This window comes from Aliiroseovarius sp. F20344 (genome assembly GCF_023016155.1).
In the GTDB taxonomy this organism is placed as follows: domain Bacteria; phylum Pseudomonadota; class Alphaproteobacteria; order Rhodobacterales; family Rhodobacteraceae; genus Aliiroseovarius.
This window is the reverse complement of the sequence record NZ_JALKBG010000008.1, coordinates 1,184,126-1,209,618: the sequence shown is the minus strand read 5'-3', so window position 1 is coordinate 1,209,618 and position 25,493 is coordinate 1,184,126. Positions and strand designations below refer to the sequence as shown.

Genomic DNA, 25,493 nt, shown 5'->3' with positions numbered 1-25,493 from the left:
GGCCGCTTGGGGGCAGATTTGCGACGGCGCCTGACCTATCTAGGATGCAACAGGACAAATTGGAGGTTTCCCATGGCCGAGGCTCGAACACGCCGCCGTGGTGGCGGTGGTGCTGCCCGTCGCGCAGAACGCACTGCTGTCAAGATTGAGTGTGAAAAGTTCATTACGCGCAACATCCCGAATCTTGAGATTCTCAATGAAGAGGCGATGGAGATTATCGAATACAACGCGGAAACCGTGTTGGAAGAGATTGGCGTTAATTTCGTTGAAAACCCAGCCGCCTTGGAACGCTGGAAAGAAGCAGGCGCGGATATCGATGGTGAACGCGTACGGATCCCACGTGGGCTGGCACGCGAGCTTTGTAAGACGGCACCCTCAAGCTACACACAGCATGCGCGCAACCCAGAGCGGAGCGTCGAAATTGGCGGCAAAACCCTGGTGCTGGCGCCAGTTTATGGCCCGCCTTTTGTACGTGACGCCGATGGTGGCCGCCGTTACGCCACGATCGAGGATTTCCGCAACTTCGTGCGTTTGGGTTATATGTCCAAATACCTGCACCATTCGGGTGGTACCGTTTGCGAACCGACCGACGTGCCGGTGAACAAACGTCACCTTGATATGCTGCACGCCCATATGACCCTGTCTGACAAGCCTTTCATGGGCTCGGTCACCGCGCCTGAACGCGCGCAAGATAGCGTTGAAATGTGCGAGATTCTTTTTGGCAAAGAGTTTGTGCAGCAAAACACTGTGATGACCTCGTTGATCAACATCAACTCGCCGATGCAGTTTGATGATGTGATGATGGGCGCGATGGAGGTGTTTGCAGCCAATAACCAAGCCTCGATCATCTCACCCTTCATCGTGGGTGGCGCGATGGCGCCCGTATCGGTGGCGGGAACGCTGACGCAAGTTCTGGCTGAGGTTCTGGCAGGTGTGGCCTATAGCCAGCTTGTGCGCAAAGGCGCGCCGGTTGTGGCAGGCACGTTTGTAAGCTCGATCGACATGAACTCGGGCGCACCGACTTTCGGAACCCCTGAAGCTGCAAATGTGACCTACGGGGCAGGGCAGCTGTTCCGTCGTCTGGGCTTGCCCTACCGTTCAGCAGGATCGTTCAACGGATCGAAACTTCCTGATGCACAGGCGGCTTACGAGACTGCGAACAGCCTGAATACCGGACTTCTGTCAGGCGTGAACTTCATGCTGCACTCGGCCGGTTGGCTGGAAGGGGGGCTAGTTGCCTCCTTCGAGAAGTTCGTGATGGACGCAGATCAACTTGGTGTGCTGCATGGCATCGCCAAAGGCGTTGAAGTGGATACCAATGCGCAAGCGATGGATGCCATCCGCGAGGTTGGTCCGGGCGGTCACTATCTTGGGTGCGATCACACCCAAAAGAACTTCAAATCGGCCTTCTGGCGCTCTGAGCTTTTGGACTACAAGCCCTACGAGACTTGGGAAGAAGAAGGTGGGCGTGACACGCAAGCCCTGGCCACTGAAAAGGTCAAGAAGTTGTTGTCTGATTATCAGGAGCCAACACTGGATCCCGGTATTGCAGAAGGTCTGAAGGACTATATCGCCGAGAAGAAAGCGTCGATGCCAGATGCCTTCACCTAAGCTGTTGCGCGTTCAGAATGATTAACACTCTGGAAAGGGGGCTTAACGGCCCCCTTTCTATTTTTATCTGAGTTTAAATCTTTTAGATTTTCGGTGCCGTTCGCGGCAGCAACTGAAGTTCAGCCAGAAGGGCAATCAGAACTTCGACATGACGCGCACAGGAATAGGACGCATCCCCTGCTTTTCGCGTGTCTTCCAGCTGAGCTTCAGTGGCAAGCAACCCATCGACGGCCTGTGATGGCGATGGCGTCGAGCTGGTTTTCATAAGTTTTTTCAAATCTTTATCCCGGTTGTAATCGCTCAACCCAAACCGTGCTGCGCGGACAAGAAGACGGGGGCGGCGCAGGGTTTTCAGGATGTCGGTGGTGCTTGTCATGGAAGCCTCGTTGTTGTGATTCCACGGCATCATGACTCAACCAAAAGGGGTGTTGCGCCACACCTCTTCGCCGTACGCAGGCGTTAACAGTTGTTATGATTTTGGAAACTAGTGTTGAGGAGTAATGACTTAGTTAACGGACCGGTAACCATAAATGGATAGGCCAGTTCGGCTTTGAAACAACCGCGGGTTGCGCCTTTGGGGCGGCGTAGATTTGGGGGTTGGAATCTGGAAGGGGCGTAAATGCACAACACAATTGCTACCGAGATTGACTGCAAATCCATCATGAATTGGTTGCCAAATGAAGTTCAAACTTATCTGAAACACACTGAAGAGGGTGAATCCATTCGCGCTATTGCACGGCGAATGGGGGTACACGCGTCCACCGTTCTTCGTCAGGTGCGGAAAACAGAAGCGCGCCGCGAAGATCCTTTGGTGGATTCCCTTTTGTCGCGTTTGGGTGGGGAATTGCAGGACAGCGCGGACGGGACGGTGTCATTCTCATTTGAAGATGCAAATGATGACCCGATGACACCTTATCTAACGCGTGTTTTGCGGTCGCTGCTGGCCGCGAACACAAGCCTTGTTGTGGGCAAGGGGGTCGACACGGCTGTGGTGTTGAAGACGATGCCAAATGAAGATCCGGTGGCTGTTGCCAAAGCACCTGTTGGTGTGGTGGAGCTGCTCGCTTTACTTGAGTGGATCAAGGGCGACGACAAAGGCCGCGTGGCGCGGTATCAGATCACAACGGCGGGCCGCCAGGCGTTAAACAAGCTTCTGGCCCAACAGGAATCGCGGGCAACGGGGTTTGCGGAAAGCCAATCTTCGTTTTTGGCCGCTGGGAGCGTATCGGGTGCGGGTTCAGTTGGGGGTCAAGAGACGGGCGCCCGCGCGAAGCGTCGTAAATCAAGGTCAGCCGGGGCAGAAACACCGGTGCGTGTTTTGGCGCGCAAGCGTGGGAAGGATAAACCCTATCTGGGGTCAGATCTGGTTTTGGCGGCAGAGCGATTGAATCGTGACTTTGCCTTGGGGCAGTTCGAGCACTCACAGACGAGTGGGAACTGGTCGACGTGGTTACGTGATGGGGGCGAAGCGATGTTTCAGTGCGCCTCTGACCATAAGTCGGACCGAAAACTGGATGCACAGTGCAGGTTCGCGGCAGCCATCAAAGCCATCGGGCCCGAATTGGCAGAGCTGGCGGTTGCAGTATGCTGCCATGAGAAGGGCATGGAGTGCGTCGAACGGGAAATGTCGATGCCTGCTCGTTCAGGAAAATACATGCTGCGGATCGCGCTTAAATACTTGGCGAGACATTATAATAATCAGCCCGGTGAAGATCACGAATTGATCTATTGAGGATCAGATCAGAAGAGGTGTCGTGACAATGCGAATATTGATGTCTGGGCAGGCGTGATTGATCTCGCTCGCGATGATCTTTGGATCAGGAATGTCAGCGACCAGAACATAATATGGTCCCTTGAAACCTGCGCCAACCAGCTTTTGACTGACCTCAAGGCAGTCAAGCGTATCGCAAATAAAATGCGAGACGACGGCATCAAATTCAAGATCTGAAAGCTGTTGAGTGCTGAGGCGTGAAAAGACACTACAGGCCATAAAGACCTCGCGGCTTGATACATCGTTCAAGTCGGCCAAATCGCGCGTTGTGCCCAGAAACAAGATCTTTAGTTTTGACTGCACTGCCTGCTTCATTCCCCAATAGAAACTAGGAGTGGTTTCCGCTTTCTGATTTTCACCCCAGAACGTCCGGATATCACCAATGGGGGTATTGGTGAAGACGCAATGCAACCTGTGCGAATAAAATCATGAATTGACCCACGCCTCGCAAGGCGTCATGTCTTGCGAGACTGTAGAACGACTTCAGTATAACAGAAGACAGGGTTGGCAATGGTTGCGCACAGTATTCTGGATGCATTGCCCATCGCGGCGATTTTTATTGGCGAAGACAGCCGCATTCGATCTTCAAATGCCAAAGCCCAGTCGCTTTTGAACATGGAGCTTAACGGGCGTCACTATGTGACAGCTCTGCGCCAACCATCCTTGTCGGATCAGATCGAAAAGACCATGTCCGATGGGCAGGCGGGGCAGGTTGGTTTCATCGTGACCGAAGCTGGACAGGACGTGGTGTATGAGGTTCATTTGGACCGCGTGATCACGGGTAAGGAAAGTGAAAACGGAGTGCTTCTGACTTTCATGGATGTGAAGTCGCAAGAGGAAGCCGGGCAAATGCGGTCCGATTTTGTAGCAAATGTCAGCCATGAATTGCGCACGCCCCTGACAGCCTTAACCGGGTTTATCGAGACGTTACGCGGTCCAGCACGGGATGATCCAGAGGCGCGGGAGCGGTTTCTTGGCATTATGGAGGCTGAGGGAAAGCGCATGAACAGATTGGTGGCGGACCTTCTGTCGCTCAGCCGGGTTGAAGACATGGTGCGTATGCGCCCGAAAGACAGTGTTGATGTCTGCGCCATCCTGCAATCCGTGAACAACGCCCTGTCGCAAACAGCGGCAGCAGGTGATGTTACAATCAGCATTGATAAAAAGATTGGGACGCCTGTTTTGGTTGCCGGCGACTTGGATCAACTCGCGCAAGTGTTCACAAATCTGATTGAAAACGCCATTAAATATGGCCGCAAGGGTGGTGAGGTAACTGTTACGGTCTCGCGCCTCGACATGCTCCCTGCGTTTAAAGGACCTGCCATTTGCATCGCGGTTCAAGATGACGGCCCCGGCATACCAGAATATCACCTGTCACGATTGACCGAGCGTTTTTATCGCGTCGACAGCCACCGGTCGCGTGAACTGGGAGGCACTGGCTTGGGGCTTGCGATTGTGAAACATATTATCAATCGCCACCGTGGCCGGCTTCGTATCGAAAGCGCCATAGGTGAAGGCAGCAGGTTTTCGGTTCTGTTGCGTGATGATCTTCAGCGATCAAAGTGAGGGCGCCGTTAACTATTTCACGGCGTTAACCTCAGATTCCGTCCAAATCGGTGCGATTGTCATACTCCTGTTACATAACATTCACAAAAGCTTTGATCAGTGGCTTTAGGAGAGCGTCATGTCGTCCACGGACGTCACAATGATCAAACAGGAGATATCCATGTCCTTCGTGAAACTGACCGCCTCAACCTTGGCGATCGCTGCCGTTTCCGCCACTGCTGCAACAGCCCGTGATCAGGTGCAGGTTGCTGGCTCCTCAACCGTTCTGCCTTATGCTTCGATCGTTGCTGAAGCTTTCGGTGAAAACTTCGATTTCCCGACCCCCGTTGTTGAATCGGGTGGCTCTTCGGCTGGTCTGAAGCGCTTCTGTGAGGGTGTTGGCGAAAACACCATCGACGTGGCCAACGCATCGCGCGCCATCAAGGACAAAGAAATCAAAGCCTGTGCCGAAGCTGGCGTGACCGACATTGTCGAGGTTCGCATCGGGTATGACGGCATCGTATTTGCCAGCCAAATCGACGGCCCCGGCTTCAGCGCCTTTGAACCGGCCGACATCTACAACGCTTTGGGCGCACAGGTGATGGTTGATGGCCAGTTGGTCGACAACAGCTTTAACCAGTGGGCTGACTTCAATGTCGACCTGCCGGCCGTAGACATCGCGGCCTTTATTCCCGGCACCAAGCACGGCACCCGTGAAGTGTTCGAAGTGAAGGTGATGGAAGCTGGCTGTAAAGCCACCGGCGCTTATGACGCGTTCCTGGCCGCTGCCGAAGGCGACACCGACAAAGCCAAGGCCAAAGCTGCAGCCAAGATGTGCTACAAAGTGCGCACCGATGGCAAATCGGTTGATATCGACGGCGACTATACCGAGACGCTGGCCTCGATCGACGCCAACAAAGACGGCATCGGTATCTTCGGTCTGGCATTTTATGAAAACAACACCGACACGCTGAACGTGGCGACCATGTCGGGTGTTGTACCGTCGACCGAAACCATCGCAACTGGTGAATACCCGGTGTCGCGTCCGCTGTATTTCTACATCAAGAAAGCGCATATCGGCGTGATCCCCGGCCTGAAAGAATACGCTGAGTTCTTCGTTGCCGACGAGATTGCAGGCCCCGACGGCCCGCTGTCGGAATACGGTCTGGTTGCCGACCCGGAACTGGCTGCCACACAGGCGTCGGTTGCTGCGGAAGACGTGCTGACCAACTAAGACAATCAGGCGGCGCGGGGATGCATTCCCCGCGCCGCTTCACCCATCCCGTGGGTCGGGGCAAAGACCCACATGTTTGCTGCAAGAGCGTTCAATGTCTGCATTCTGGCTACTAATGATCATCCTAGCGCTTGCCGCTGTGGGGTTCATACAGGGACGAAGTCGCGCCTTATCCTCGGTTCACGGGGATCGTCGCCTGCTTCATTCACTTCCGAACTATTATGGGTTCAATGTTGCGATGCTGGCCTTTGTGCCGGCCGTTTTGGTGTTGGGCGCGTGGGTGATTATTCAGCCGATGCTGATAAGTGGTCAGGTGTCGACGCTTATTCCCTCTGAGCTCTATGAAGACGCTGGTCAATTGAACCTGATCATGAGCGACGTAAAGCGTGTGGCCGACGGTTTGGACGTGGCTGTTGCGCAAGGCGTCATGTCGGCTGAAGATGTAAGTCAAATCAGCACCGAGACGACCGATGTCCGCGGCCTTTTGGGTCAAGTTGGCGTTGCGCTTGGCAGCGATGTTGACCCCTCGGTTCTAAAAGCCGCGCAAGAAATGCGCGGCAAGACCACCAGCGGCAACCTGTTTATGACAATCGTTGTGGTTGCGGTCGCTGCGGCAGGTTTCATAGCTGCCATGATGATGACGCGCGGAGATTTCCGCGCCCGCAATGCGGTTGAGGGAGGGGTGAAGACCTTGCTGATCGGGGCGGCGTCCATCGCCATCCTGACCACCATCGGCATTGTCCTGTCCCTGATCTTCAACACGATCACCTTCTTCGGCATGTTCCCGGCAAGCGACTTCTTGTTCGGCCTGACGTGGTCACCTGAAGGGCGAGGTGGGTCCGAGCATCTGGGTATTCTGCCGCTGCTTTGGGGCACGATTTATATCTCTATTGTCGCGCTTTTGGTTGCGGTGCCCATCGGCCTTTTCGCCGCCGTGTACCTGTCAGAATACGCAAGCCGCACGACCCGTGCCTTTGCTAAGCCGCTCTTGGAGGTTCTGGCCGGGATCCCGACCATTGTGTACGGTCTGTTTGCCCTGACCGTTGTTGGTCCACTTCTGGTGAATTTCTTCGGCGCGGATGGTCTGGGCTGGATGCAGGGCGCGCGCTCGGTGATGACCGCCGGATTGGTCATGGGCATCATGCTGATCCCCTTCGTGTCCTCACTGTCTGATGACATCATTAACGCTGTTCCGCAGGCGATGCGCGACGGGTCCTATGGGCTGGGTGCGACGCAATCGGAAACCGTGAAGCAAGTGGTTCTGCCCGCAGCGCTGCCGGGCATCGTGGGCGCTATCCTGCTTGCCGCCTCGCGCGCCATCGGGGAAACCATGATCGTGGTGATGGGGGCAGGGGCCGCGGCCCGACTGAACCTGAACCCGTTCGAGGCCATGACAACTGTAACCGCCAAAATCGTCAGTCAGCTGACCGGCGACAGTGACTTTGCCAGCCCCGAAGCCCTTGTCGCCTTCGCCCTTGGCATGACCCTGTTCCTTCTGACCTTGGGTCTGAACGTCCTTGCGCTTTACATCGTGCGCAAATATCGGGAGCAATACGAATGAGCGACGCAAGTCTTCAAAACGACCCCGAGATGGGGGCGCCGTCCACCAAAAGCTCGATCCTTGAACTGGACCAGCGCACCAAGAAACGCAACGCGGCCGAGGCCCGCTTCCGCGCCTATGGCATTGTTGCGATTGCCGTGGGTCTGGTGTTCCTTCTCGTTCTGATCAGCTCGATCTTTTTTAAAGGCGTCGGAGCATTTCAACAGACCTTTATCACGCTGGATGTCGAGCTGCTGGAGAGTAAGCTGGACAAGACCGGTGAGCGCGACATTGAGAAGATTAAGAAGGTCACGACCTTTGGCTACAACCCGCTGATCGAAAACGCGCTGAAGGTGGCGATGGAAGAGGCGGGAATTGAGAACCCCTTCGCTAAGGGCAAGGATCTGCGCAAAATGCTCTCGTCGGGCGCTGCTGCCGATCTGCGCCGCTTCGTGATCGCCAACCCGGACCGGATTGGGGACACCGTACAGTTCCGCCTGCTGGCGTCGTCCCGTGTGGATGGCTATCTGAAAGACCGCGTGACCCGCGAAAGCCTGGCCCGCGACAAAAATCTAACGCCCGTGCATCTGGATGTGGTAGATCAGCTGAAAGAAGCGGGTATTGTGGCGAAAAGCTTCAACCTAGGCTTCATCACAGGTGCGGACGCTTCCGAAAGCCGCCCTGAGCAGGCTGGGATCGGCGTTTCGATGCTGGGCAGTCTTTATATGATGCTTGTGGTTCTGGCCTGTGCGCTGCCCATCGGGGTTGCCGCCTCAATCTATCTGGAAGAATTCGCACCGCAGAACTGGTTTACGGACTTGATCGAGGTGAACATCTCGAACCTGGCTGCTGTGCCGTCGATCGTCTTCGGCATTCTCGGTCTGGCCGTGTTCATTCAGTTCGCACACCTGCCGCAATCGGCCCCGCTGGTCGGTGGTTTGGTGCTGACCCTGATGACGCTGCCAACGATCATCATCTCGACCCGCGCGTCGCTGAAATCAGTGCCGCCGTCAATCCGAGAGGCCGCACTGGGCATCGGTGCCTCGAAAATGCAAACCGTGTTCCACCACGTGCTGCCGCTTGCCATGCCGGGCATCCTGACGGGCACCATCATCGGTCTGGCGCAAGCGCTTGGCGAAACCGCGCCGCTGCTTTTGATCGGGATGGTGGGCTATATCGCCTCGAACTATCCGGGCGGCATCATCGAGGGCTTCATGTCTCCGAACTCGGCCATGCCAGCCCAGATCTATGAATGGGCAAAACGTGCGGACCCTGCGTATTATGAACGCGCTTGGGGCGGCATCATCATCCTTCTGGTGTTCCTGATGACCATGAACATCATTGCAATCATTCTGCGTCGCCGGTTTGAGCGTCGTTGGTAGGGAAGGCCGTTGACATGAATGATATGACGAAAATCGAAAGGGCCGTAGAGATGAGCAATATGAAAATCTCGGCGAAAGACGTGCAAGTCTATTATGCGGACAATCACGCCATCAAAGACGTCTCGGTCGAGATTGAAGACAAGACCGTGACCGCGTTCATCGGCCCGTCGGGTTGCGGCAAGTCGACCTTCCTGCGCTGCCTGAACCGGATGAATGATACGATCGACATCTGCCGTGTCGAGGGTGAGATTTTGTTGGATGGCGAAGACATCTACGACAAGCGCGTCGACCCCGTTCAGCTGCGTGCCAAGGTTGGGATGGTGTTCCAGAAACCCAACCCGTTCCCCAAGTCGATCTATGACAATATCGCCTATGGGCCGCGCATTCACGGTCTGGCCGGCAACAAGGCAGAACTGGACGAGATTGTCGAGAAATCCCTGCGTCGCGGTGCCATCTGGGACGAGGTGAAAGACCGCCTGCATGCGCCCGGTACTGGTCTGTCCGGGGGTCAGCAACAGCGTCTGTGTATCGCACGCGCCGTTGCGACTGAACCAGAAGTGCTGCTGATGGACGAGCCATGCTCGGCCCTTGATCCGATCGCGACCGCTCAGGTGGAAGAGCTGATCGATGAGTTGCGCCAAAGCTATTCTGTAGTAATCGTCACCCACTCAATGCAGCAGGCCGCGCGTGTCAGTCAGAAGACTGCATTTTTCCACTTGGGTAGTCTTGTGGAATATGATGACACCACCAAGATTTTCACCAACCCAGAAGATCCGCGCACTGAAAGCTACATCACTGGCCGTATCGGTTAAGGCCCCTCGGGGCAGGAGAAAAGACATGATTGATCAACATATTGCATCCGCGTTCGACCGTGATCTGGAAGAAATTCAAGCCCACCTGATGAAGATGGGCGGGATGGTCGAAGTTTCAATCCGCGATGGTGCCAAATCATTGAAGGGACGGGACGAGGAGCTGGCCGAGACCGTGCGCAAGAACGATAAGAAAATCGACGCGCTGGACCTGCAAATTCAGGAAGAATGTGCCCGCGTGCTTGCTTTGCGCCAACCCATTGCGTCAGACCTCCGAACCGTTCTGACTGTGATGAAAGTTGCCGCCAACCTTGAACGTATCGGCGATTATGCGAAGAACATGGCCAAACGGACCACCGTTCTGGTGCATATGCAGCCCATTGATGGCGCGTCTGGCGCGATCAAACGGATGGCCAGCGAAGTGCGCCAGATGCTGACGGACGCGCTGGACGCCTATATCCGCCGGGACGAGGAGCTTGCACAAGATGTGCGCCATCGCGATCTGGAAGTGGATCAGATGTACAACGCACTGTTCCGCGAGTTCCTAACCTTCATGATGGAAGACCCGCGCAACATATCGTCCTGCATGCACTTGCATTTCATCGCCAAGAATATTGAGCGTATGGGCGACCATGTCACATCGATCGCAGATCAAGTGATCTATCTGGTCAGCGGAGAGCTTCCTGATGAAGCGCGGCCAAAGGGGAACGCGGCCAATTACCAAATGCCCGTAGAAGACGCTGGTGAGGAATAGGCATGAGCACGGATAAGCCGAGTGTTTTGCTGGTCGAGGATGAGCCAGCGCAACGCGAAATCCTCCGTTATAACCTTACGGCCGAGGGCTATGACGTGGCACTTGCCGAAAATGGCGACGACGCCTTGATCCTAGTGGAAGAGGTGATGCCAGATTTGATCTTGTTGGATTGGATGTTGCCCGGTGTCTCAGGCATTGAGATTTGCAGGCAGATCAAAACCCGTAAGGAAACACGGAGCATTCCGGTGATCATGTTGTCCGCACGCTCGGAAGAGGTGGACCGCGTTCGGGGGTTGGAAACTGGCGCGGACGATTATGTGGTCAAACCGTATTCGGTGAGCGAGCTGATGGCGCGCATTCGCACGCAACTACGCCGGACACGCCCGGTTTCCGTTGGGCAGAAGCTTGAATACACCGACATCGTTCTGGATGGCGAAAGCCATCGTGTGACGCGGGCAGGGGAGCCGGTGAAGCTGGGCCCGACCGAGTTTCGCCTTCTCACCACGTTGATGGAAAAACCCGGCCGCGTTTGGAGCCGCGAGCAGCTTCTGGATCGTGTTTGGGGGCGGGATGTGTATGTGGATACGCGCACCGTGGACGTGCATGTTGGTCGCCTTCGCAAAGCGCTTTGTCGAAATGGCGGTGAGGACCCATTGCGTACGGTACGTGGCACAGGTTACGCGCTCGGGTGATCGAAGCTGCATAAGGTAACCACAACAATGCCTTGTTATATATAGATATTGCTCGAAGATCGGCGAATGTTGCCTGCAAGGCAAAGTTTAGAACGCGTAAGCCCAATCCTAACACGGGCTTAGCTTCTTAAATGTGATCACAATGCGGAAACTGACCGGGCCTGCTATCCGAACCTGAAGGGATAGTGGCGGAGAGACAGGGATTCGAACCCTGGGTAGGCTTGCACCCACAACGGTTTTCGAGACCGCCCCGTTCGACCACTCCGGCACCTCTCCGCGGGGGTCTTGGGGGAAATAATTCGCCTACGCCGCATGTGCAACCACTTTTTTCACCTATTTTGGAAATGCTGGATTAAACGTGATGAGGCACCGCTTGGCATTGGGAGTGCTCAGCGATAGTCTTGGGCGGAAACCAAAGTTGGATACCTTAGATAATAACATGATTATTAACAGGATTATGGGCTTTATAGCCGCTGTTCTTTTGCCGGCCACGATGGCATCGGCAAGCGATGAAACTGAAATCAGGTCCTTCCTGAAGATTACCGGTTTCGATGTAGCAATTGAATCGATCCAATTGGGCGCGATGGCAGGCCCCGCATTGACCGGCGAAGACCCGGACGTGTTTGGGCGTCAATGGCAAGAACTGGCGGAAGAGGTGTTCGAACCTAAGTCCATGCTGGATGATGCCATTGAAATGCTATCCGCAGTCCTGCCTCAGGATGTTCTGGATCATGGTATGGCGTTTTATGAAAGCCCCTTGGGTCAGCGTTTGGTTGAGGTTGAAAACGAAAGCCACATGACCGAAGACGAGGTGAAGTATTCGGAAGGGGCTGATATTGTTGCAGAATTGCTGGAATCCGGCGATTTGCGCGTGCAGGTTTATAAGGCGATGGGCGATGCGATTGGCTCAACGGATACTGCCATACGCTCCCTGATCGAAATTCAGGTGCGGTATTTGTTGGCCGCTATGGCAGCAGGGGCCAGTGAGCTTGAGATGAATGAAAATGATCTGCGCGGTATCCTGCAAAGCCAGACCGATATCATGCGGGACGGGATCGAAGAGAACTCACTGGTTGCCAACGCCTATGCTTATCGCGACGTCAGCGAGGCTGATTTGATTGACTATCTGTCTGCCCTTCAGGACCCAAAGATGGGTCAGGTTTATGAAATCCTGAATGCGGTTCAGTTCGAGATCATGGCCAATCGCTATGAAACCCTCGCCAGCCGGCTTGGAGAGCTTTCACCAGAGCAAGAGCTGTGATCAATCGGTTTCTGATATCTTACCCGGTCAAGGGTGCTATTGCGGCGCTGTCGCTGTCTTTTAGTGTTGCCATTCCGCTTGGGGCGGAGACGACGAATACAGGTGTAGTTCAGCAAGGGTCCGAACAATTTCAGGCCGGCGAAACCCAACGCTTTGAAGAGTTATGGACCCTATTGGGCATGGCTGACATGGTGTCGATCCTGCATGACGAGGGGCTTGAAATGGCCATGTCGTCTGACATAGATTTGTTGGGCCATGATGGTGGCCCACGGTGGGATGCCGCGGTCAACAAGATCTACGATGAAACCGAGTTGACCCATGAGCTGAGACAGCAATTTCGTCAGAGCCTGCAACAATCGGATTTGGCGGATCTCTGCAATTTTTACAAACGTGAAGAGATGCAGGATATCATTCAGCACGAAATCTCGGCCCGCCGTGCCTTTCTGGATGTCGACGTTGAACAAGACGCACGAGAGCGCTGGCTGCAAGGGGATACGCCGGAAGATCTGGACGATATCATCGGGCGTTACATTGATAAAAACGACCTGATTGAACTGAACGTGATGGGTGCGCTGAATTCTAATTTCGTGTTTCTAAGTAGGCTCAATCAAAGCTTGCCAGACTCCACCGGTCATATGACCGAGGATGAGATACTCACACATGTTTGGTCGCAGGAAAGCGATATCCGAACGGACACATCGGAATGGATGTATGCTTATCTTCATACGGCATATGAGCGTGTCGATGAGGGCGCTTTGGCACGCTATGTTGCGTTTTCCGAAACACCGACAGGACAAGCTTTGAACCAGGCGTTGTTCAGCGCGTTTGACGCAGTTTACCTGCGATTGTCGAGCGATTTGGGAAGCGCCGTTGGCGTCTTTTCCCAAGAAGAAGAGCTTTAGGTTCAGTTTCCAGATTTCTCTATCTTGGCCAATCCGTCCAGAAGCTCTTTAAGGTGCTCGGCATAGGGTTCCCATTTACCAACTGAACTTTTGTAAAGCGGTTGGCGAACCTGCGCGACGGAAAGCGTTTTTACATCTCGTTTCGTCTTGTGAAAATCAAGGCAGGCCTCTTCCCACTCCAATTCACAGAACTCTAACAGTTTGCGTATTTCGGTTTCGGGATCGTCGACCAGATCCTCGTAAGATATCTCGTGGATGCGATCAGGTGCCATCTCGCGCCACAACGCCAGATACTCGGTATAAAGCCTGTAGGTCTGCACCAAAGCGGATTGCGAATAGCTGTATCGGTGCAGGCCGGGGACAAATCGGTTTTTGAAGATCGACCACAGATTATCGCGGGGATCGCGTCGCAAAGCGACGATCTTAGCTTTTGGCATGGACAGCCAGACCAATGGCGCAATCTGATAGGTCGAAATCGTCTTGTCCGTAATACGATCCGCATCGGGAAGGCGGATGTCGATGGCCTGTTGGTAGTCGCGCCCAAGCCCATCGAACTGCGCATCCGTCATATCGGTGATATGGCCGCCAGTTTTGGCGACTTCCGCGACCTGTTTGAAACCCATCGGGTGGAAAACTCCCAGTTCATCCCCTCCGGTGACGGTCGAATGGCTGGCGAGGATTTGTTCGACCAGTGTCGTGCCAGAGCGGGGCAGGCCGGTTACAAAGATGGTGCTGTTTTGATCAAAGCCGCAAGTTCCGATCCGCGCAGGGTCGAATCCTTTTAAGAAAGCCTTGAAGCGGTCGAAGTTGCTTTGTTCATTTGTCGCATCGTGCGGATAGAGGCGTGCCATCACGTCATTGGCACGCGATAGATAGGTCCAGGCCGCTTCTGCGTCTTTCTGATCCTCCATCACTTTCACCAGCCCGTATCCCAAATCGACACGGGTCTCATCAGGAAGATCTTGTCTTTCCCAGAGCGATTTCATCTCATCAATCAGCGGATCGTCTGCCTTAAGCTTTCGACCTTGAGTGACCATGCGGTAGACACTGCCCGATCGGACCCCCCGCGCGAGCGCATCCCGCAGGACAGTCTCGGCCCCATCAAAGTCACCGCTTTGCTGAAGCAAATTGGCAGCCATCGTCACGACGCGTAGTTTATTTGGCTCAGTTTCCAGCGCCTGGGTGATTGCGTCCTTGGACGCCTGCAGATTCCCGCGCAACTTTTCAGCCATCGCGCGCAGGGCGAGAACTTCACCTGCTGGGGCGTTTTTGCCATTTAGTGCATCAAGGTCTTCGATCGTGCCAGCTGCATCCTCAAGGGATAGCCTTGCCTGGGCGCGGGTAAACAAGCCTGCGGCATTGCCTGGGGCAATCTTTAACAAAGCATCAAGGCATTCCAGTGCATCGCTAGGCGCGTTGATGTCCGTATAGAGTTTTCCCAGATTGCCCAAGACAATCGGGTTGTCCGGAATGACGGTACGCGCGCGTTCCAGAACGTGTTTTGCTTCAATCCGACGGGACTGCAGCAAAAGGAACTGTCCATATTGCGCCAAGGCCTCGCCATAGTCGGGATCTGCCGTGAGTGCAGTTTTGAAGGCCTGTTCAGCCGCCTCTGCCTGACCAAGAGCTGCCAAGGCGACACCGTGGATGACCGAAATCGCCTCATTCGGCCCGCGGGTTAGAAGGGTGCGGGCTTGTTGTTCCGCATCCTTTGCTTGCCCAGCGTTCAGGAGGGCGGTGAGGGCTTCAATCTCGGACTTGGTTGCAGTTTTGCTGGTCCGATGTGTTTTGTTTGCCTTGCCTCTCAGAAGGGCTATTAGCTTTTTACGCTCTGCGCTTGGTAGCTTCGCGCCTTTCAGCTGCTTTGCGACGCCTGACTGCGCTTGTTCATCCATCGACGCTGCCAGCGTGACGTAGGCCCGCCAGACGGCTTGTTCGCCGGGGGCGAGGCGGGATGCCTTCTCATATGCGGCAAGCGACGCAGAATTGTCGCCCATTTGTTGAAGAATCTGGGCTTGTTGAAATGGAATTTCGGCGCGCATAGGTGCCATCGTTTCCAGCTGCGAAAGGACCTTTAATGCGTCGACGGGTTTGCCCGCACGTGCCAGCGTGGCTGCTTTTTGAAACAGGGCAGGGATCTGGATTGAATTCAAAGGCAGCATGTCGCGCATCCGTTCTGGCTGGTATGGCTTACCTCCCTTGGCTATTATGACTAAGGCAAGGTCGCAAGGGGCTGCCTGCATGGTTGGAAAATAGCGTGTTTCCTTGGCCAATTTGCCTTGACTTTAATCCCATTCCACCCGATAAGCCGCCATTCCTGCCTAGGTTATCCTGTGCGGGAACTTAAAACTATGTCCAAAACGCAAGTGGCGGATGCGCAGTTCGAGGCAATAGAAGGGATGGGCCCTTCGCCAAACACCGGCATATGTCGGGGCCACAGGACGCGGATTATGAAGGAAGATCATATGTTTGCGGTTATGAAAACCGGCGGCAAGCAGTATAAGGTCCAAGCTGGTGACGTTCTGCGCGTCGAAAAGCTGGCGGCCGATGCTGGCGAAAAAGTCCAGTTCAACGAGATTCTGATGGTCGGCGGAACTGTCGGCACACCCACCGTAGACGGTGCTGGCGTGCAGGCAGAAGTTATCGACCAGATCAAAGGCGAAAAAGTCATTCACTTCGTGAAGCGTCGCCGTAAGCACAGCTCGAAGCGCACCAAGGGTCACCGTCAGCAACTGACGCTGCTCCGCGTGACCGACATCCTAGAAAAGGGTGCGGACAAATCGGGTGTGAAAGCTGCCATCGGTGCAGGTTCGGTTTCGGGTGCGGCTGTTGGAGCTGCAAAACCCGCTAAGAAAGCCCCTGCCAAGAAAGCAGCTCCTGCGAAAGCAGCGCCGAAGAAAGCCGCTAAAGCAGAAGCACCCGCTGGTGCCGATGATCTTAAGCAACTGTCGGGTGTAGGTCCGGCGCTTGAGAAGAAACTGCTGGAAGCTGGTGTAACCACCTTCGCTCAAATCGCTGCCTGGGGCGCCGATGATATTGCCAAGTTCGACGAAGCACTTTCGTTCAAAGGCCGCATCGAGCGTGAAGGCTGGGTTGAGCAGGCCAAAGAATTGGCCAAAGGTTAACAAGAGCTAAGGAGAGATAGAATGGCACATAAAAAAGCAGGCGGTTCATCCCGTAACGGCCGCGACTCAGCCGGTCGTCGCCTTGGTGTTAAGAAATACGGTGGTCAGGTTGTGATCCCGGGCAACATCATCGTGCGTCAGCGCGGTACCAAGATGTGGCCGGGTGAAAACGTGGGCATGGGCAAAGATCACACAATCTTTGCAACCAGCGAAGGCACCGTCAAATTCCACAAGGGCCTTAAAGGCCGCACCTTTATTTCGGTTCTCCCAGTGGCGGAGGCCGCTGAGTAAGCCGAACCTAACAAGGTTGTGAAAAACCAGGGGCCGGCTGTGATAGCCGGCCCCTTTTCTTTTTGTATTTGAAGATTATCTGCCTGTTCATCTCAGGTTCATATGAACGCCCTAAAACTGCCCGATATGCAGATTAGTCGTGGGTCATGGGAAATGAACAGTCAGTGCATTCTGAGCTTTTCAGAGGAGGGAAGGCCATGAAGCATGTGGAAATAAGAACTCAGCCGACCATTCCGTCGGATCGTTTTGTCCTGCGCCCAGTACGTTCGTCCGATCTTGGCGCGTTGAATATGTCTGCGTCAGACAAGCGTGTTGCCGAAGGCACGCGCTCGATCCCGCATCCTTTGCCGCCCGGCGTGACCGAGGCCTTCATCGAACGGGCCTTGTCTGAGACACGTGATGAAGACGTTTGGGTCATGGACGGACTCGGCAAGAATCAGGACAATGTTGTTGGCGTGATCACGCTAACCTCACTGGATCGGGGCCAAAGCCAGCTGGGCTATTGGGTTGCGCCCGGATTTTGGAATGCAGGAATTGCCTCTGAAGCCGTCAGTGCCCTGATTGCGTCAAACCCCTTGGGCAACAGCTCGATCTTCGCTGAGGTCTTTCAGGACAACCCAGCGTCAGCACGTGTACTGACCCATGCAGGGTTTGAATACATTGGCGATGCTGAAAGCCATTCAGTTGCCCGTGGCGTCACGGTTCCAACTTGGACTTACATCAGAAAGATGGCGTAAGTCTTTGCAATGGAAAACGTTATACGGATTGAGACGCAGCGATTTGTGCTGCGGCCTTTAGCAGCTGATGATGCCGACCAAGTAGTGAGTGCCTTAAATGATTTTGAGGTCGCGCGCTGGCTTACCGTCGTGCCGCATCCCTATAGCTATGCTGATTATGAAGGCTTTCTTGATCATCTTACGCGAAGCTCCCCCTATGGTGGGCTGGCGATTGAGGAGACGGGCAAAGTGATCGGGGTAGTCGGGATCGATGGGTCGTTGGGCTATTGGCTCGGGCGTGATCATCACGGTCGTGGAGTGATGAAAGAAGCCGCCGGTGCGCTGGTGGATCATCTTTTTAAAACGTCAGATGTCAGGGAAATCACCTCGGGTCATTTCCCCGAGAACGACGCCTCGCGCGCAGTGCTGATGTCGCTTGGCTTCCGTGATACCGGCGAGATCGAGGCCCAGCACTGCGTTTCGCGCGATTGCCCAGAAACCCTGATCAAAATGCGGCTCACACGATCTGATTGGGAAGTGTCGCAATGAACACTCAGCTCAAAACCAAGCGCCTGACCGTGCGCGGCAGTCAGCCGTCCGTTTTTGACGCGATGTTGGTTCTGGTGTCCGACTTCGATGTGGTGCGGAATACGGCGAATGGGCCGCATCCGGTCGGCCATGCGTCCTTGCGGAATTTCCAGCTTTTGCGACCGCAGGACTAAGCAAATGCCAAGCGGGGCATGGCTCTGCCCTTGAGACTTGCCCCATTTCCCTCTATCGCCTGTGACAAAGCAGAAAGGCGCGTGTCATGAAATTTCTCGATCTAGCCAAAGTCTATATCCGGTCCGGATCCGGCGGCGGCGGCTGTGTGTCGTTCCGGCGCGAGAAATACATCGAATATGGCGGTCCAGATGGTGGCGATGGCGGGCGTGGTGGCTCGGTCATTGTTGAGGTTGTGGACGGACTGAACACGTTGATCGACTTCCGCTATCAGCAGCACTTTTTCGCAGGCAATGGACGCCCTGGTATGGGCCAGCAACGTACCGGCGCTGATGGCGACGACATTGTGCTTCGGGTGCCCGTCGGAACCGAGGTTATGGACGAAGACGAAGAAACCGTACTGGCCGACATGACCGAAGTGGGCCAACGCTATGTGATTGCCAAAGGCGGCAATGGTGGCTTTGGCAACCTTCATTTCACATCCTCGACCAACCGCGCGCCACGTCGTGCCAATCCTGGTCAGCCGGGGATCGAGCGCACGATATGGCTGCGCCTGAAACTCATTGCTGATGTGGGGCTTTTGGGGCTGCCCAATGCGGGCAAATCCACCTTCCTTGCGGCGACGTCAAATGCGCGCCCAAAAATTGCCGACTATCCTTTCACTACGCTGCACCCCAATCTGGGCGTTGTGGGTGTCGACGGGGCAGAGTTCGTCGTTGCTGACATTCCCGGCCTGATCGAAGGGGCGTCCGAGGGGCGCGGGTTGGGCGATCTGTTTCTTGGTCACGTGGAACGCTGCGCAGTGCTTTTGCATCTGGTGGATGGCACGTCAGAAGACGTCGTTGCGGACTATCAGACCATCATCAACGAGATCGAGAATTACGGTGACATTCTGGGCGGCAAACCTCGTGTGACAGTTCTGAACAAGGTTGACGCCTTGGATGATGAAGAACGGGTAGAAAAACAAGCTGCGTTAGAGGCCGTTGCTGGCCCCGTGATGTTTATGTCGGGCGTTGCCAAACAAGGCACAACTGATGTGTTGCGCGCTTTGCGCAAGGAGATCTCGGAAGATCGCATCCGGCAAAAACCTGTTGAGGAAGAAGAAAAGTGGCAGCCCTAAGCGACGCAAAACGCATCGTTGTCAAAATCGGATCAGCCTTGCTGGTTGATGCCGATACGGGTGCGCTTAAGGCCGACTGGCTGGGGTCACTGTGTGCGGATGTTGCATCGTTCAAGGCGTCGGGGGCGGATGTGGTTCTGGTGTCCTCGGGTTCCATCGCCTTGGGGCGGGGCGTGCTGAGCCTTCCGTTGGGAACTCTGTCGCTTGAGCAATCACAGGCCGCAGCCGCGGTTGGTCAGATCCGCTTGGCCCGAGCGTATGAAGAGGCGCTGACCCCGTTGGGCGCAACGACCGCGCAGGTGCTGGTTACGCTCGAAGACAGCGCAGATCGTCGTCGCTACCTAAACTCGCGGGCTACGCTTGAAACGCTCCTATCATTGGACGTTGTTCCAATCGTGAATGAAAACGACACGGTCGCGACGGATGAAATTCGCTTTGGAGACAATGACCGCTTAGCTGCCCAAGTGGCCGTAACCATCGGCGCAGATCACCTGGTGCTTCTGTCGGATGTCGACGGGTTTTATTCTGGCAATCCCAAAACCGATCCTTCGGCAAAGCGCTATGATGTGATCACCCAAATCACGCCCGAGATCGAGGCGATGGCTGGGGACGCTGGCACTGGGCTGTCCAAAGGCGGCATGAAGACCAAGGTGATGGCTGCCAAGACCGCGACCGGGGCAGGGTGTGACATGACGATCACCGAAGGGTCTCGCCTTAACCCCCTGACAACGCTCATGAACGGCGCGCCGTCCACGCTATTTACCGCGCGCACCACGCCAAAGGCCGCGCGCAAACATTGGATCGCGTCGATGAAACCTCAGGGCATTTTGGTTCTGGATCAGGGCGCTGTTGTGGCACTCCAATCGGGTAGGTCCCTGCTTTCGGCCGGGGTGACCGATGTGGTCGGCAGTTTCCACCGGGGGGATCCTGTGGACATTCAAGGACCCGACGGAACCCATCTTGGGGCGGGGCTGGTCGGCTATACCGCCGATGAAGCACGGGCAATCAAAGGGCAGCGGTCTGACCAGATTGAACCGATCCTTGGCCATCCGGGTCGAGCGGCGTTGATCCACCGGGATGACATGTCTCTTTAAGAACAATACGATACGCGGAATACATACGGAGTAAGCAAGATGAGCGATGACATCAAAACAATGATGACCGACATTGGCACCCGCGCCCGCGCGGCCGCACGTGACCTTGCTTTCGCCCCATCCGACGCGAAAGAAAAGGCGTTGATGGCCGCAGCAGACGCCTGTTGGGCGCGCCGGGATGAGATCATTGCTGCCAATGTGAAGGACATGGCCTTTGGGCGTAACAAAGGTCTTTCAGATGCGATGATGGATCGTCTGATGTTAGACGAAGATCGTATCAAAGGCATGTGTGACGGCTTACGCGCTGTTGCCGCGCAGGATGACCCGGTCGGCGAGGTTCTGGAAGATTGGGATCGCCCTTCGGGTTTGAATATCCGTCGTGTGCGCACGCCTTTAGGGGTGATTGGCGTAATCTATGAAAGCCGCCCGAACGTAACGGCAGATGCAGGTGCGCTGTGCTTGAAGGCGGGCAATGCAGTGATCCTTCGCGGTGGATCTGAAAGTTTCCATTCCGCGGGCTTGATCCACGCCTGTTTGCAGGACGGTTTACGTGTCGCAGGATTGCCCGAGGATGCAATCCAGTTGATCCCAACCCGTGATCGCGCTGCGGTCAGCGAGCTTTTGACCATGACAGATTATGTCGACGTTATCGTTCCGCGGGGCGGAAAAGGGCTTGTTGGGCTGGTCCAGCGTGAAGCCCGTGTGCCAGTTTTTGCTCATCTGGAAGGTATTGTGCATATCTATATCGACAAGCACGCCGACGCCGAGAAGACCCGAAAAGTTGTCCTGAACGCAAAGACGCGCCGGACCGGAATTTGCGGGGCTGCAGAGTGTTTGTTGATCCACAAAGACGCGAAAGAACTTGGGCAAAGCGTGATTGATGAACTGATCGCCGCCGGGATTGAAGTTCGGGCGGGTGACGGTCTGTCGGGCAGCAAGCCCGCAACCGATGCCGATTGGGGCACAGAGTATTTGGACAGCATCATTGCTGCCAAGCTGGTCGACGATGTGGATGGCGCGATTGAGCATATCAACCGCTATTCCTCGTCCCATACGGATGCGATCATGACTGAGGATGACGCGACAGCCGAACATTTCTTCACGCGGTTGGACAGCGCCATTCTGATGCGCAATGCCTCGACCCAGTTTGCGGACGGTGGAGAGTTTGGCATGGGAGCCGAGATTGGGATCGCCACTGGTAAGATGCATGCGCGCGGCCCGGTTGGCGCCAAGCAATTGACTTCGTTCAAATACCTGGTGGTGGGCGACGGAACCACGCGAGCCTGATGTCTTCAAATCACTTGCGAGCCGTCCTGTTCTCGTAGGCTCGCAACCCCGACTTTAGAACGACAAACTGATCGACTGCTCTGTGATTTTCGTGACGGCCGTTCGGTTTTGGTGCTGAAGTTCCGGAAGGATCAGCGCGAAATGTACCTGAGCAGGTGGGACGTCAAGATCAGAGTTGCTTGCCGACAATAGCCCCCACAGGTCTGCATACGCATTCAGGCGATCAGCGACAGCTTCCATTTTCCAATGCCCATCATTCCGTGAAACAGTCACATGACCGCCCCAAGGCAATGCACTTTCAAAGCATTGAAGGGCTAGAAAGGCCAACTTGACCTCGGGCCTTGGCAAATCGCCAACTGGCTGCCAGTCGATTGCGATTTTCCGACCGTCCGCGCCCGGGGCAAGAACTGCCCGAATTTCCTTTTCAGAAAGCGACTGACCGTCCGTCGCCGCGCCAAAGGCTACTCGGAAAAACCTGATCCGCAAGTTGGCGTTCGTCACGCTTTCAGCAATCAACGCCATTTCTGGACTGTCCCCCATCCCGGAAAGCTGTAGCAGCTCAACCCCATTGCCGATTGCCCCCAAAGGGCTGATAAGGTCATGGCAGATACGAGAGCCGATCAAAGATGTAAGGTCGCGGTCTTGTTTGGTCATGAATGAAGCCTGATGGGGAAATAGGTCATGGGTTTGGGATCACTTTTGGAACCGGGAATGCTGGTGCGCCATCCACAAAAGCCCGATTGGGGGCTGGGGCAGGTGCAATCCAACATTGGTGGCCGCGTGACGGTGAATTTCGAACATGCTGGGAAACAGGTGATAATGATCGAGTTGATTGACTTGATACCAGTTTTTGACCTTTCTGATCCCTCTTGAACGCAGTGAGGCTGCGTTGCATATCCTTCGCCCGAGCCATAAGAGCTCAATAAGGTTATCAAATGGTTAATCCACATGGCTGCGCCTGATTTTGAACTGAGACTGGCCCAAAGTGAAGCAGATCTTATTGCGGCCCAAAAGCTGCGTTACGATGTCTTCATCCGCGAGCTGGGTGGGGATGGGCCGCTTGTCGATCACGAAACGGGATTGGAGCGGGACTCGTTTGATCCGTTTTATGACCATCTGATCTTGTTTGACCATGCGAGAGAGGGCTCTCCTGCAGTTGGGGTCTATCGGTTGTTGCGGGGTGATAAAATTGGCGCATCGGATGGTCCGGACCATTTCTATTCAGAAGCCGAATATGATCTGACAGTGCTTAAGGCATCTGGTCGGAAATTGATGGAGCTTGGGCGATCCTGCCTGCATCCCGACTATCGTGGTGGCGCCGCGATGATGCATCTGTGGAGCGGCTTGGCGGAGTATGTTGATCAACATGGTATCGAAATCCTATTTGGAGTGGCCTCGTTTCACGGAACGGATGTGGATGCGCTCAAAGGCCCGCTTTCCTTGCTGCATCATCGGCATCTCGCCCCCGAAGTCATTCGGGTGCAAGCGCAAACCGATGTTTTCCAAAGCATGGATTTGCTTCCCGAAGATGCCATCAATCGACCCGCAGCAATGCGCGAAGTTCCGTCGCTGATCAAAGGCTATTTGCGGCTTGGTGGATTTGTAGGCGAGGGGGCGTATATCGATCATGTGTTCAACACAATTGATGTGTGCCTGATCATCGACATGTCGCTTGTCAGCGAGAAACACAAAGCTATCTATTCGGGTGCAAAGCGATGAGCGCGACGTGGCAGGGCGGGGATGAACCGCAGGGCTTCCATCCTACGGGATTGGACTATTTGCGTATCATTCTGCGCGGGTTTCCCCTTGGGTTGTTGGTGTTTGGTGGGTTGATCATTTTGCTTTTGATCCGGTTGATTGAACGACCAGTATTTGGATCAAACAGGCCGATCACCCCTCGGATCACTCAATTCGTCTGCCGAAATGCGTTTCGGCTGTTGGGCATATCGTTCAAAACCACTGGGCAGCCGATGCGCCAGAAAGGCGCTGTGGTGGCCAATCACGCGGGATGGCTGGACATATTCTCGCTCAATGCGCGCAAGCGTGTTTATTTTGTTTCGAAATCCGAGGTCGCCAAATGGCCAGGTATTGGCTGGCTGGCGCGTGCAACCGGAACGGTGTTTATCAACCGGGACCGAAAAGAAGCGCACAACCAGATCGAGGTCTTTCGCGAACGGCTGGCCGCAGGGCACAAACTTCTGTTTTTTCCAGAAGGCACCTCCTCCGACAGCAGAAGAATACTACCTTTTAAATCAACGCTTTTTGCGGCGTTCTTCACGCCGGAGTTGCGTGATTTCATGTGGGTGCAACCCGTCACCCTGCGCTATTTCGCACCCGAGGGACGTGATCCGCGGTTCTATGGCTGGTGGGGCGATATGGAGTTCGCACCGCATTTGCTAAAGACCTTGGCGGCACCTCGTCAGGGGCAGGTCGAGATTGTCTATCATGAACCGGTAAAGGTCTCGGAGTTCAAAGGCCGGAAAGAACTTGCCGCCCATTGCGAGGCGGCGGTGCGCGAGGGTTTGGGCGACCTTAATGTCGAGCGTTAACCATCCATTGCAGCCAGAAGACGGCCCAAGGTTTCGTTGGGATCGTCGGTGCGCCAGATCTCTTCTCCGATTGCGAAGAAATCAGTGACGGGGGCCAGGGCGCGGATCGTGTCTTCGTCCAACGCACCTTCAGCGACCACCGGAACTTCGATCATTTGGCTCCACCATGCAAAAAGGTCATGTTCTGCACGCGTTCCGTCCCCCAATGCGGTCGATCCGGCGGGGCCAAAGCTAACATAATCCGCGCCAACTTCGCCCGCGTTCAGTCCGTCATGGCGCGAGGCGGCGCAGTAGGCCCCAACAATGGCATCTGCGCCTAGATCATCACGGGTTTTGCGTACGCGGCGTGCGCCATCGCCCAGATGGACGCCATCCAGTCCCAGACGTTCGACCAGTAGCGCGTGTTCTGAAATTACGATCGGCACGTCCCGCGCATGAGCGACTTCGCGGCAGGCATCAGCAGCGCGCATGATGCGGTCTTCATCCGTGGTTGCCAGTGACAGGCGCAGGCAAGCAGTGTCATAGCTATCAAGGGCCTTGGCGAGAACAGTGGGAAAACGCGACAGCTCGATTTCCGGCGGGGTCACAAGATAAAGCTGGGGGCGATCCATTTCGGTCTCTTGGACGTTCGGGGCCATCTGCGCGATCCTTTTTGTTCTGTCTGCTCAGCTTCATAGCCGTGTTTTTGCCTAATGCAAGTATGCGCATCATTTTGCGGGCAGAGCGCCCACATAATCTATGGCAAGGCGCAAAAGCTCTGCGCGTGTTGCATCGTCTTCCAAGGCTTCGTCACCAGCGTCAATGAAGCCCCCCATAGGGCGGCCCGTAAAGTCCATTCTACGTGCGCCGGGCAGATCAAGCGCCTGAGCCTCGTTATCTTTACCGACCCGATACATTGCGCCGTTTTTGTGAACACCGCACAGCATGTTGCCGTTTAGCATGAAGGCTATTCCGCCAAACATCTTCTTCTCAACCAGATCGGAACGCCCGCTCAAATCTTCTTTCAGTATTTCATAGATGCCTGCGTCAAAGGCCATAAGATCAGCTCCTGCTTGCCGAATGATCTTTGTCAGCGTATCACGCGCCCGAC

Annotated in this window: 28 protein-coding genes and 1 tRNA gene; 22 read left to right on the top strand and 7 right to left on the bottom strand. The window is 55.2% G+C overall.

The features are described from left to right. The first annotated feature begins 72 nt into the window (after window positions 1–72). Window positions 73–1,611 carry a trimethylamine methyltransferase family protein gene (locus MWU55_RS14915; RefSeq protein WP_246937388.1) on the top strand — a complete coding sequence of 513 codons (1,539 nt, stop codon included), beginning with the start codon at window positions 73–75 and terminating at the stop codon, window positions 1,609–1,611. A gap of 82 nt (window positions 1,612–1,693) precedes the next feature. Here MWU55_RS14915 and MWU55_RS14910 read toward each other — a convergent pair whose 3' ends face one another. Then, the gene (locus MWU55_RS14910) at window positions 1,694–1,987 is read right to left on the bottom strand and encodes a DUF6477 family protein (RefSeq protein WP_246937386.1); all 294 of its coding nucleotides are present in this window, start codon (window positions 1,985–1,987) and stop codon (window positions 1,694–1,696) included. A 243-nt stretch (window positions 1,988–2,230) separates the two neighbouring features. Between MWU55_RS14910 and MWU55_RS14905 the strand changes: the two genes are divergently transcribed. Further along, window positions 2,231–3,343, top strand: coding sequence for a DUF6456 domain-containing protein (locus tag MWU55_RS14905; RefSeq protein WP_246937383.1), 1,113 nt, complete (start codon window positions 2,231–2,233; stop codon window positions 3,341–3,343). Between the two features lie 3 nt (window positions 3,344–3,346). Here the strand turns inward: MWU55_RS14905 and MWU55_RS14900 are convergent, their stop codons facing one another. After that, on the bottom strand, window positions 3,347–3,697 hold the full coding sequence (locus MWU55_RS14900; RefSeq protein ID WP_246937381.1) for a hypothetical protein: 351 nt from the start codon (window positions 3,695–3,697) through the stop codon (window positions 3,347–3,349). A 195-nt stretch (window positions 3,698–3,892) separates the two neighbouring features. Between MWU55_RS14900 and MWU55_RS14895 the strand changes: the two genes are divergently transcribed. From MWU55_RS14895 to phoB, 7 genes are all read left to right on the top strand, one after another. Then, on the top strand, window positions 3,893–4,948 hold the full coding sequence (locus MWU55_RS14895) for an ATP-binding protein (protein WP_246937379.1): 1,056 nt from the start codon (window positions 3,893–3,895) through the stop codon (window positions 4,946–4,948). A 160-nt stretch (window positions 4,949–5,108) separates the two neighbouring features. Then, window positions 5,109–6,161 carry a substrate-binding domain-containing protein gene (locus MWU55_RS14890; RefSeq protein WP_246937942.1) on the top strand — a complete coding sequence of 351 codons (1,053 nt, stop codon included), beginning with the start codon at window positions 5,109–5,111 and terminating at the stop codon, window positions 6,159–6,161. A gap of 94 nt (window positions 6,162–6,255) precedes the next feature. Then, the gene (gene pstC / locus MWU55_RS14885; RefSeq protein ID WP_246937377.1) at window positions 6,256–7,722 is read left to right on the top strand and encodes a phosphate ABC transporter permease subunit PstC; all 1,467 of its coding nucleotides are present in this window, start codon (window positions 6,256–6,258) and stop codon (window positions 7,720–7,722) included. Beyond that, a complete protein-coding gene (pstA, locus tag MWU55_RS14880) occupies window positions 7,719–9,083 on the top strand; it encodes a phosphate ABC transporter permease PstA (protein WP_246937375.1) in 1,365 nt (454 codons plus the stop codon). Before pstC ends, pstA begins: the two co-directional genes overlap by 4 nt. 14 nt (window positions 9,084–9,097) lie before the next feature. Continuing rightward, entirely contained in the window at window positions 9,098–9,895 is a 798-nt protein-coding gene (gene pstB / locus MWU55_RS14875; RefSeq protein WP_246937373.1) for a phosphate ABC transporter ATP-binding protein PstB, read from the top strand. Between the two features lie 25 nt (window positions 9,896–9,920). Continuing rightward, the gene (gene phoU, locus MWU55_RS14870) at window positions 9,921–10,646 is read left to right on the top strand and encodes a phosphate signaling complex protein PhoU (RefSeq protein WP_246937371.1); all 726 of its coding nucleotides are present in this window, start codon (window positions 9,921–9,923) and stop codon (window positions 10,644–10,646) included. 2 nt (window positions 10,647–10,648) lie between these two features. Then, a complete protein-coding gene (gene phoB, locus MWU55_RS14865; RefSeq protein ID WP_246937369.1) occupies window positions 10,649–11,338 on the top strand; it encodes a phosphate regulon transcriptional regulator PhoB in 690 nt (229 codons plus the stop codon). A 186-nt stretch (window positions 11,339–11,524) separates the two neighbouring features. Here the strand turns inward: phoB and MWU55_RS14860 are convergent. Beyond that, window positions 11,525–11,614, bottom strand: a tRNA-Ser gene (locus tag MWU55_RS14860). A 163-nt stretch (window positions 11,615–11,777) separates the two neighbouring features. Here MWU55_RS14860 and MWU55_RS14855 point away from each other — a divergent pair. Together MWU55_RS14855 and MWU55_RS14850 are read left to right on the top strand one after the other, a co-directional pair. Further along, entirely contained in the window at window positions 11,778–12,599 is an 822-nt protein-coding gene (locus MWU55_RS14855; protein ID WP_246937367.1) for a DUF2059 domain-containing protein, read from the top strand. 179 nt (window positions 12,600–12,778) lie between these two features. After that, window positions 12,779–13,501 (top strand): hypothetical protein, encoded by a 723-nt coding sequence (locus MWU55_RS14850; RefSeq protein ID WP_246937365.1) that lies wholly within the window; start codon window positions 12,779–12,781, stop codon window positions 13,499–13,501. Window positions 13,502–13,503: 2 nt separating this feature from the next. On the opposite strand, the gene MWU55_RS14845 is transcribed toward MWU55_RS14850, so the two are convergent. Next, window positions 13,504–15,672: a tetratricopeptide repeat-containing sulfotransferase family protein gene (locus MWU55_RS14845; protein WP_246937363.1), complete on the bottom strand. Its 2,169-nt coding sequence runs from the start codon at window positions 15,670–15,672 to the stop codon at window positions 13,504–13,506. A gap of 294 nt (window positions 15,673–15,966) precedes the next feature. Here MWU55_RS14845 and MWU55_RS14840 point away from each other — a divergent pair, with 294 nt between their 5' ends. The 8 genes from MWU55_RS14840 to MWU55_RS14805 all read left to right on the top strand — a co-directional run bounded on the left by MWU55_RS14840 (window position 15,967) and on the right by MWU55_RS14805 (window position 21,854). Then, complete coding sequence (locus MWU55_RS14840) at window positions 15,967–16,626, top strand: 50S ribosomal protein L21 (protein WP_246937940.1); 660 nt, start codon at window positions 15,967–15,969, stop codon at window positions 16,624–16,626. A 21-nt stretch (window positions 16,627–16,647) separates the two neighbouring features. Beyond that, window positions 16,648–16,917: a 50S ribosomal protein L27 gene (rpmA, locus tag MWU55_RS14835; protein ID WP_133488497.1), complete on the top strand. Its 270-nt coding sequence runs from the start codon at window positions 16,648–16,650 to the stop codon at window positions 16,915–16,917. 197 nt (window positions 16,918–17,114) lie between these two features. Then, on the top strand, window positions 17,115–17,654 hold the full coding sequence (locus MWU55_RS14830) for a GNAT family N-acetyltransferase (protein WP_246937362.1): 540 nt from the start codon (window positions 17,115–17,117) through the stop codon (window positions 17,652–17,654). 9 nt (window positions 17,655–17,663) lie between these two features. Continuing rightward, window positions 17,664–18,182 (top strand): GNAT family N-acetyltransferase, encoded by a 519-nt coding sequence (locus tag MWU55_RS14825; RefSeq protein WP_246937360.1) that lies wholly within the window; start codon window positions 17,664–17,666, stop codon window positions 18,180–18,182. Continuing rightward, entirely contained in the window at window positions 18,179–18,355 is a 177-nt protein-coding gene (locus MWU55_RS14820) for a hypothetical protein (protein WP_246937358.1), read from the top strand. The genes MWU55_RS14825 and MWU55_RS14820 overlap by 4 nt, the downstream gene beginning before the upstream one ends. Window positions 18,356–18,441: 86 nt before the next feature. Beyond that, complete coding sequence (gene obgE, locus MWU55_RS14815; RefSeq protein WP_246937355.1) at window positions 18,442–19,473, top strand: GTPase ObgE; 1,032 nt, start codon at window positions 18,442–18,444, stop codon at window positions 19,471–19,473. After that, window positions 19,461–20,567 (top strand): glutamate 5-kinase, encoded by a 1,107-nt coding sequence (gene proB, locus MWU55_RS14810; RefSeq protein WP_246937353.1) that lies wholly within the window; start codon window positions 19,461–19,463, stop codon window positions 20,565–20,567. Before obgE ends, proB begins: the two co-directional genes overlap by 13 nt. Window positions 20,568–20,606: 39 nt before the next feature. Next, a complete protein-coding gene (locus tag MWU55_RS14805; RefSeq protein ID WP_246937351.1) occupies window positions 20,607–21,854 on the top strand; it encodes a glutamate-5-semialdehyde dehydrogenase in 1,248 nt (415 codons plus the stop codon). Between the two features lie 54 nt (window positions 21,855–21,908). Here MWU55_RS14805 and MWU55_RS14800 read toward each other — a convergent pair whose 3' ends face one another. Then, window positions 21,909–22,508, bottom strand: coding sequence for a histidine phosphotransferase family protein (locus MWU55_RS14800; RefSeq protein WP_246937349.1), 600 nt, complete (start codon window positions 22,506–22,508; stop codon window positions 21,909–21,911). Between the two features lie 27 nt (window positions 22,509–22,535). On the opposite strand from MWU55_RS14800, the gene MWU55_RS14795 reads away from it, so the two are divergent. From MWU55_RS14795 to MWU55_RS14785, 3 genes are all read left to right on the top strand, one after another. Then, window positions 22,536–22,727: a DUF3553 domain-containing protein gene (locus MWU55_RS14795; RefSeq protein WP_246937347.1), complete on the top strand. Its 192-nt coding sequence runs from the start codon at window positions 22,536–22,538 to the stop codon at window positions 22,725–22,727. A gap of 75 nt (window positions 22,728–22,802) precedes the next feature. Further along, on the top strand, window positions 22,803–23,573 hold the full coding sequence (locus MWU55_RS14790; RefSeq protein WP_246937345.1) for a GNAT family N-acyltransferase: 771 nt from the start codon (window positions 22,803–22,805) through the stop codon (window positions 23,571–23,573). Further along, window positions 23,570–24,403: a lysophospholipid acyltransferase family protein gene (locus MWU55_RS14785; RefSeq protein ID WP_246937343.1), complete on the top strand. Its 834-nt coding sequence runs from the start codon at window positions 23,570–23,572 to the stop codon at window positions 24,401–24,403. Before MWU55_RS14790 ends, MWU55_RS14785 begins: the two co-directional genes overlap by 4 nt. On the opposite strand, the gene MWU55_RS14780 is transcribed toward MWU55_RS14785, so the two are convergent. Further along, on the bottom strand, window positions 24,400–25,041 hold the full coding sequence (locus tag MWU55_RS14780; protein ID WP_246937340.1) for a thiamine phosphate synthase: 642 nt from the start codon (window positions 25,039–25,041) through the stop codon (window positions 24,400–24,402). The genes MWU55_RS14785 and MWU55_RS14780 overlap by 4 nt on opposite strands. Before the next feature lie 69 nt (window positions 25,042–25,110). After that, window positions 25,111–25,440 carry a TfoX/Sxy family protein gene (locus tag MWU55_RS14775; protein ID WP_246937338.1) on the bottom strand — a complete coding sequence of 110 codons (330 nt, stop codon included), beginning with the start codon at window positions 25,438–25,440 and terminating at the stop codon, window positions 25,111–25,113. Window positions 25,441–25,493 lie beyond the last annotated feature (53 nt).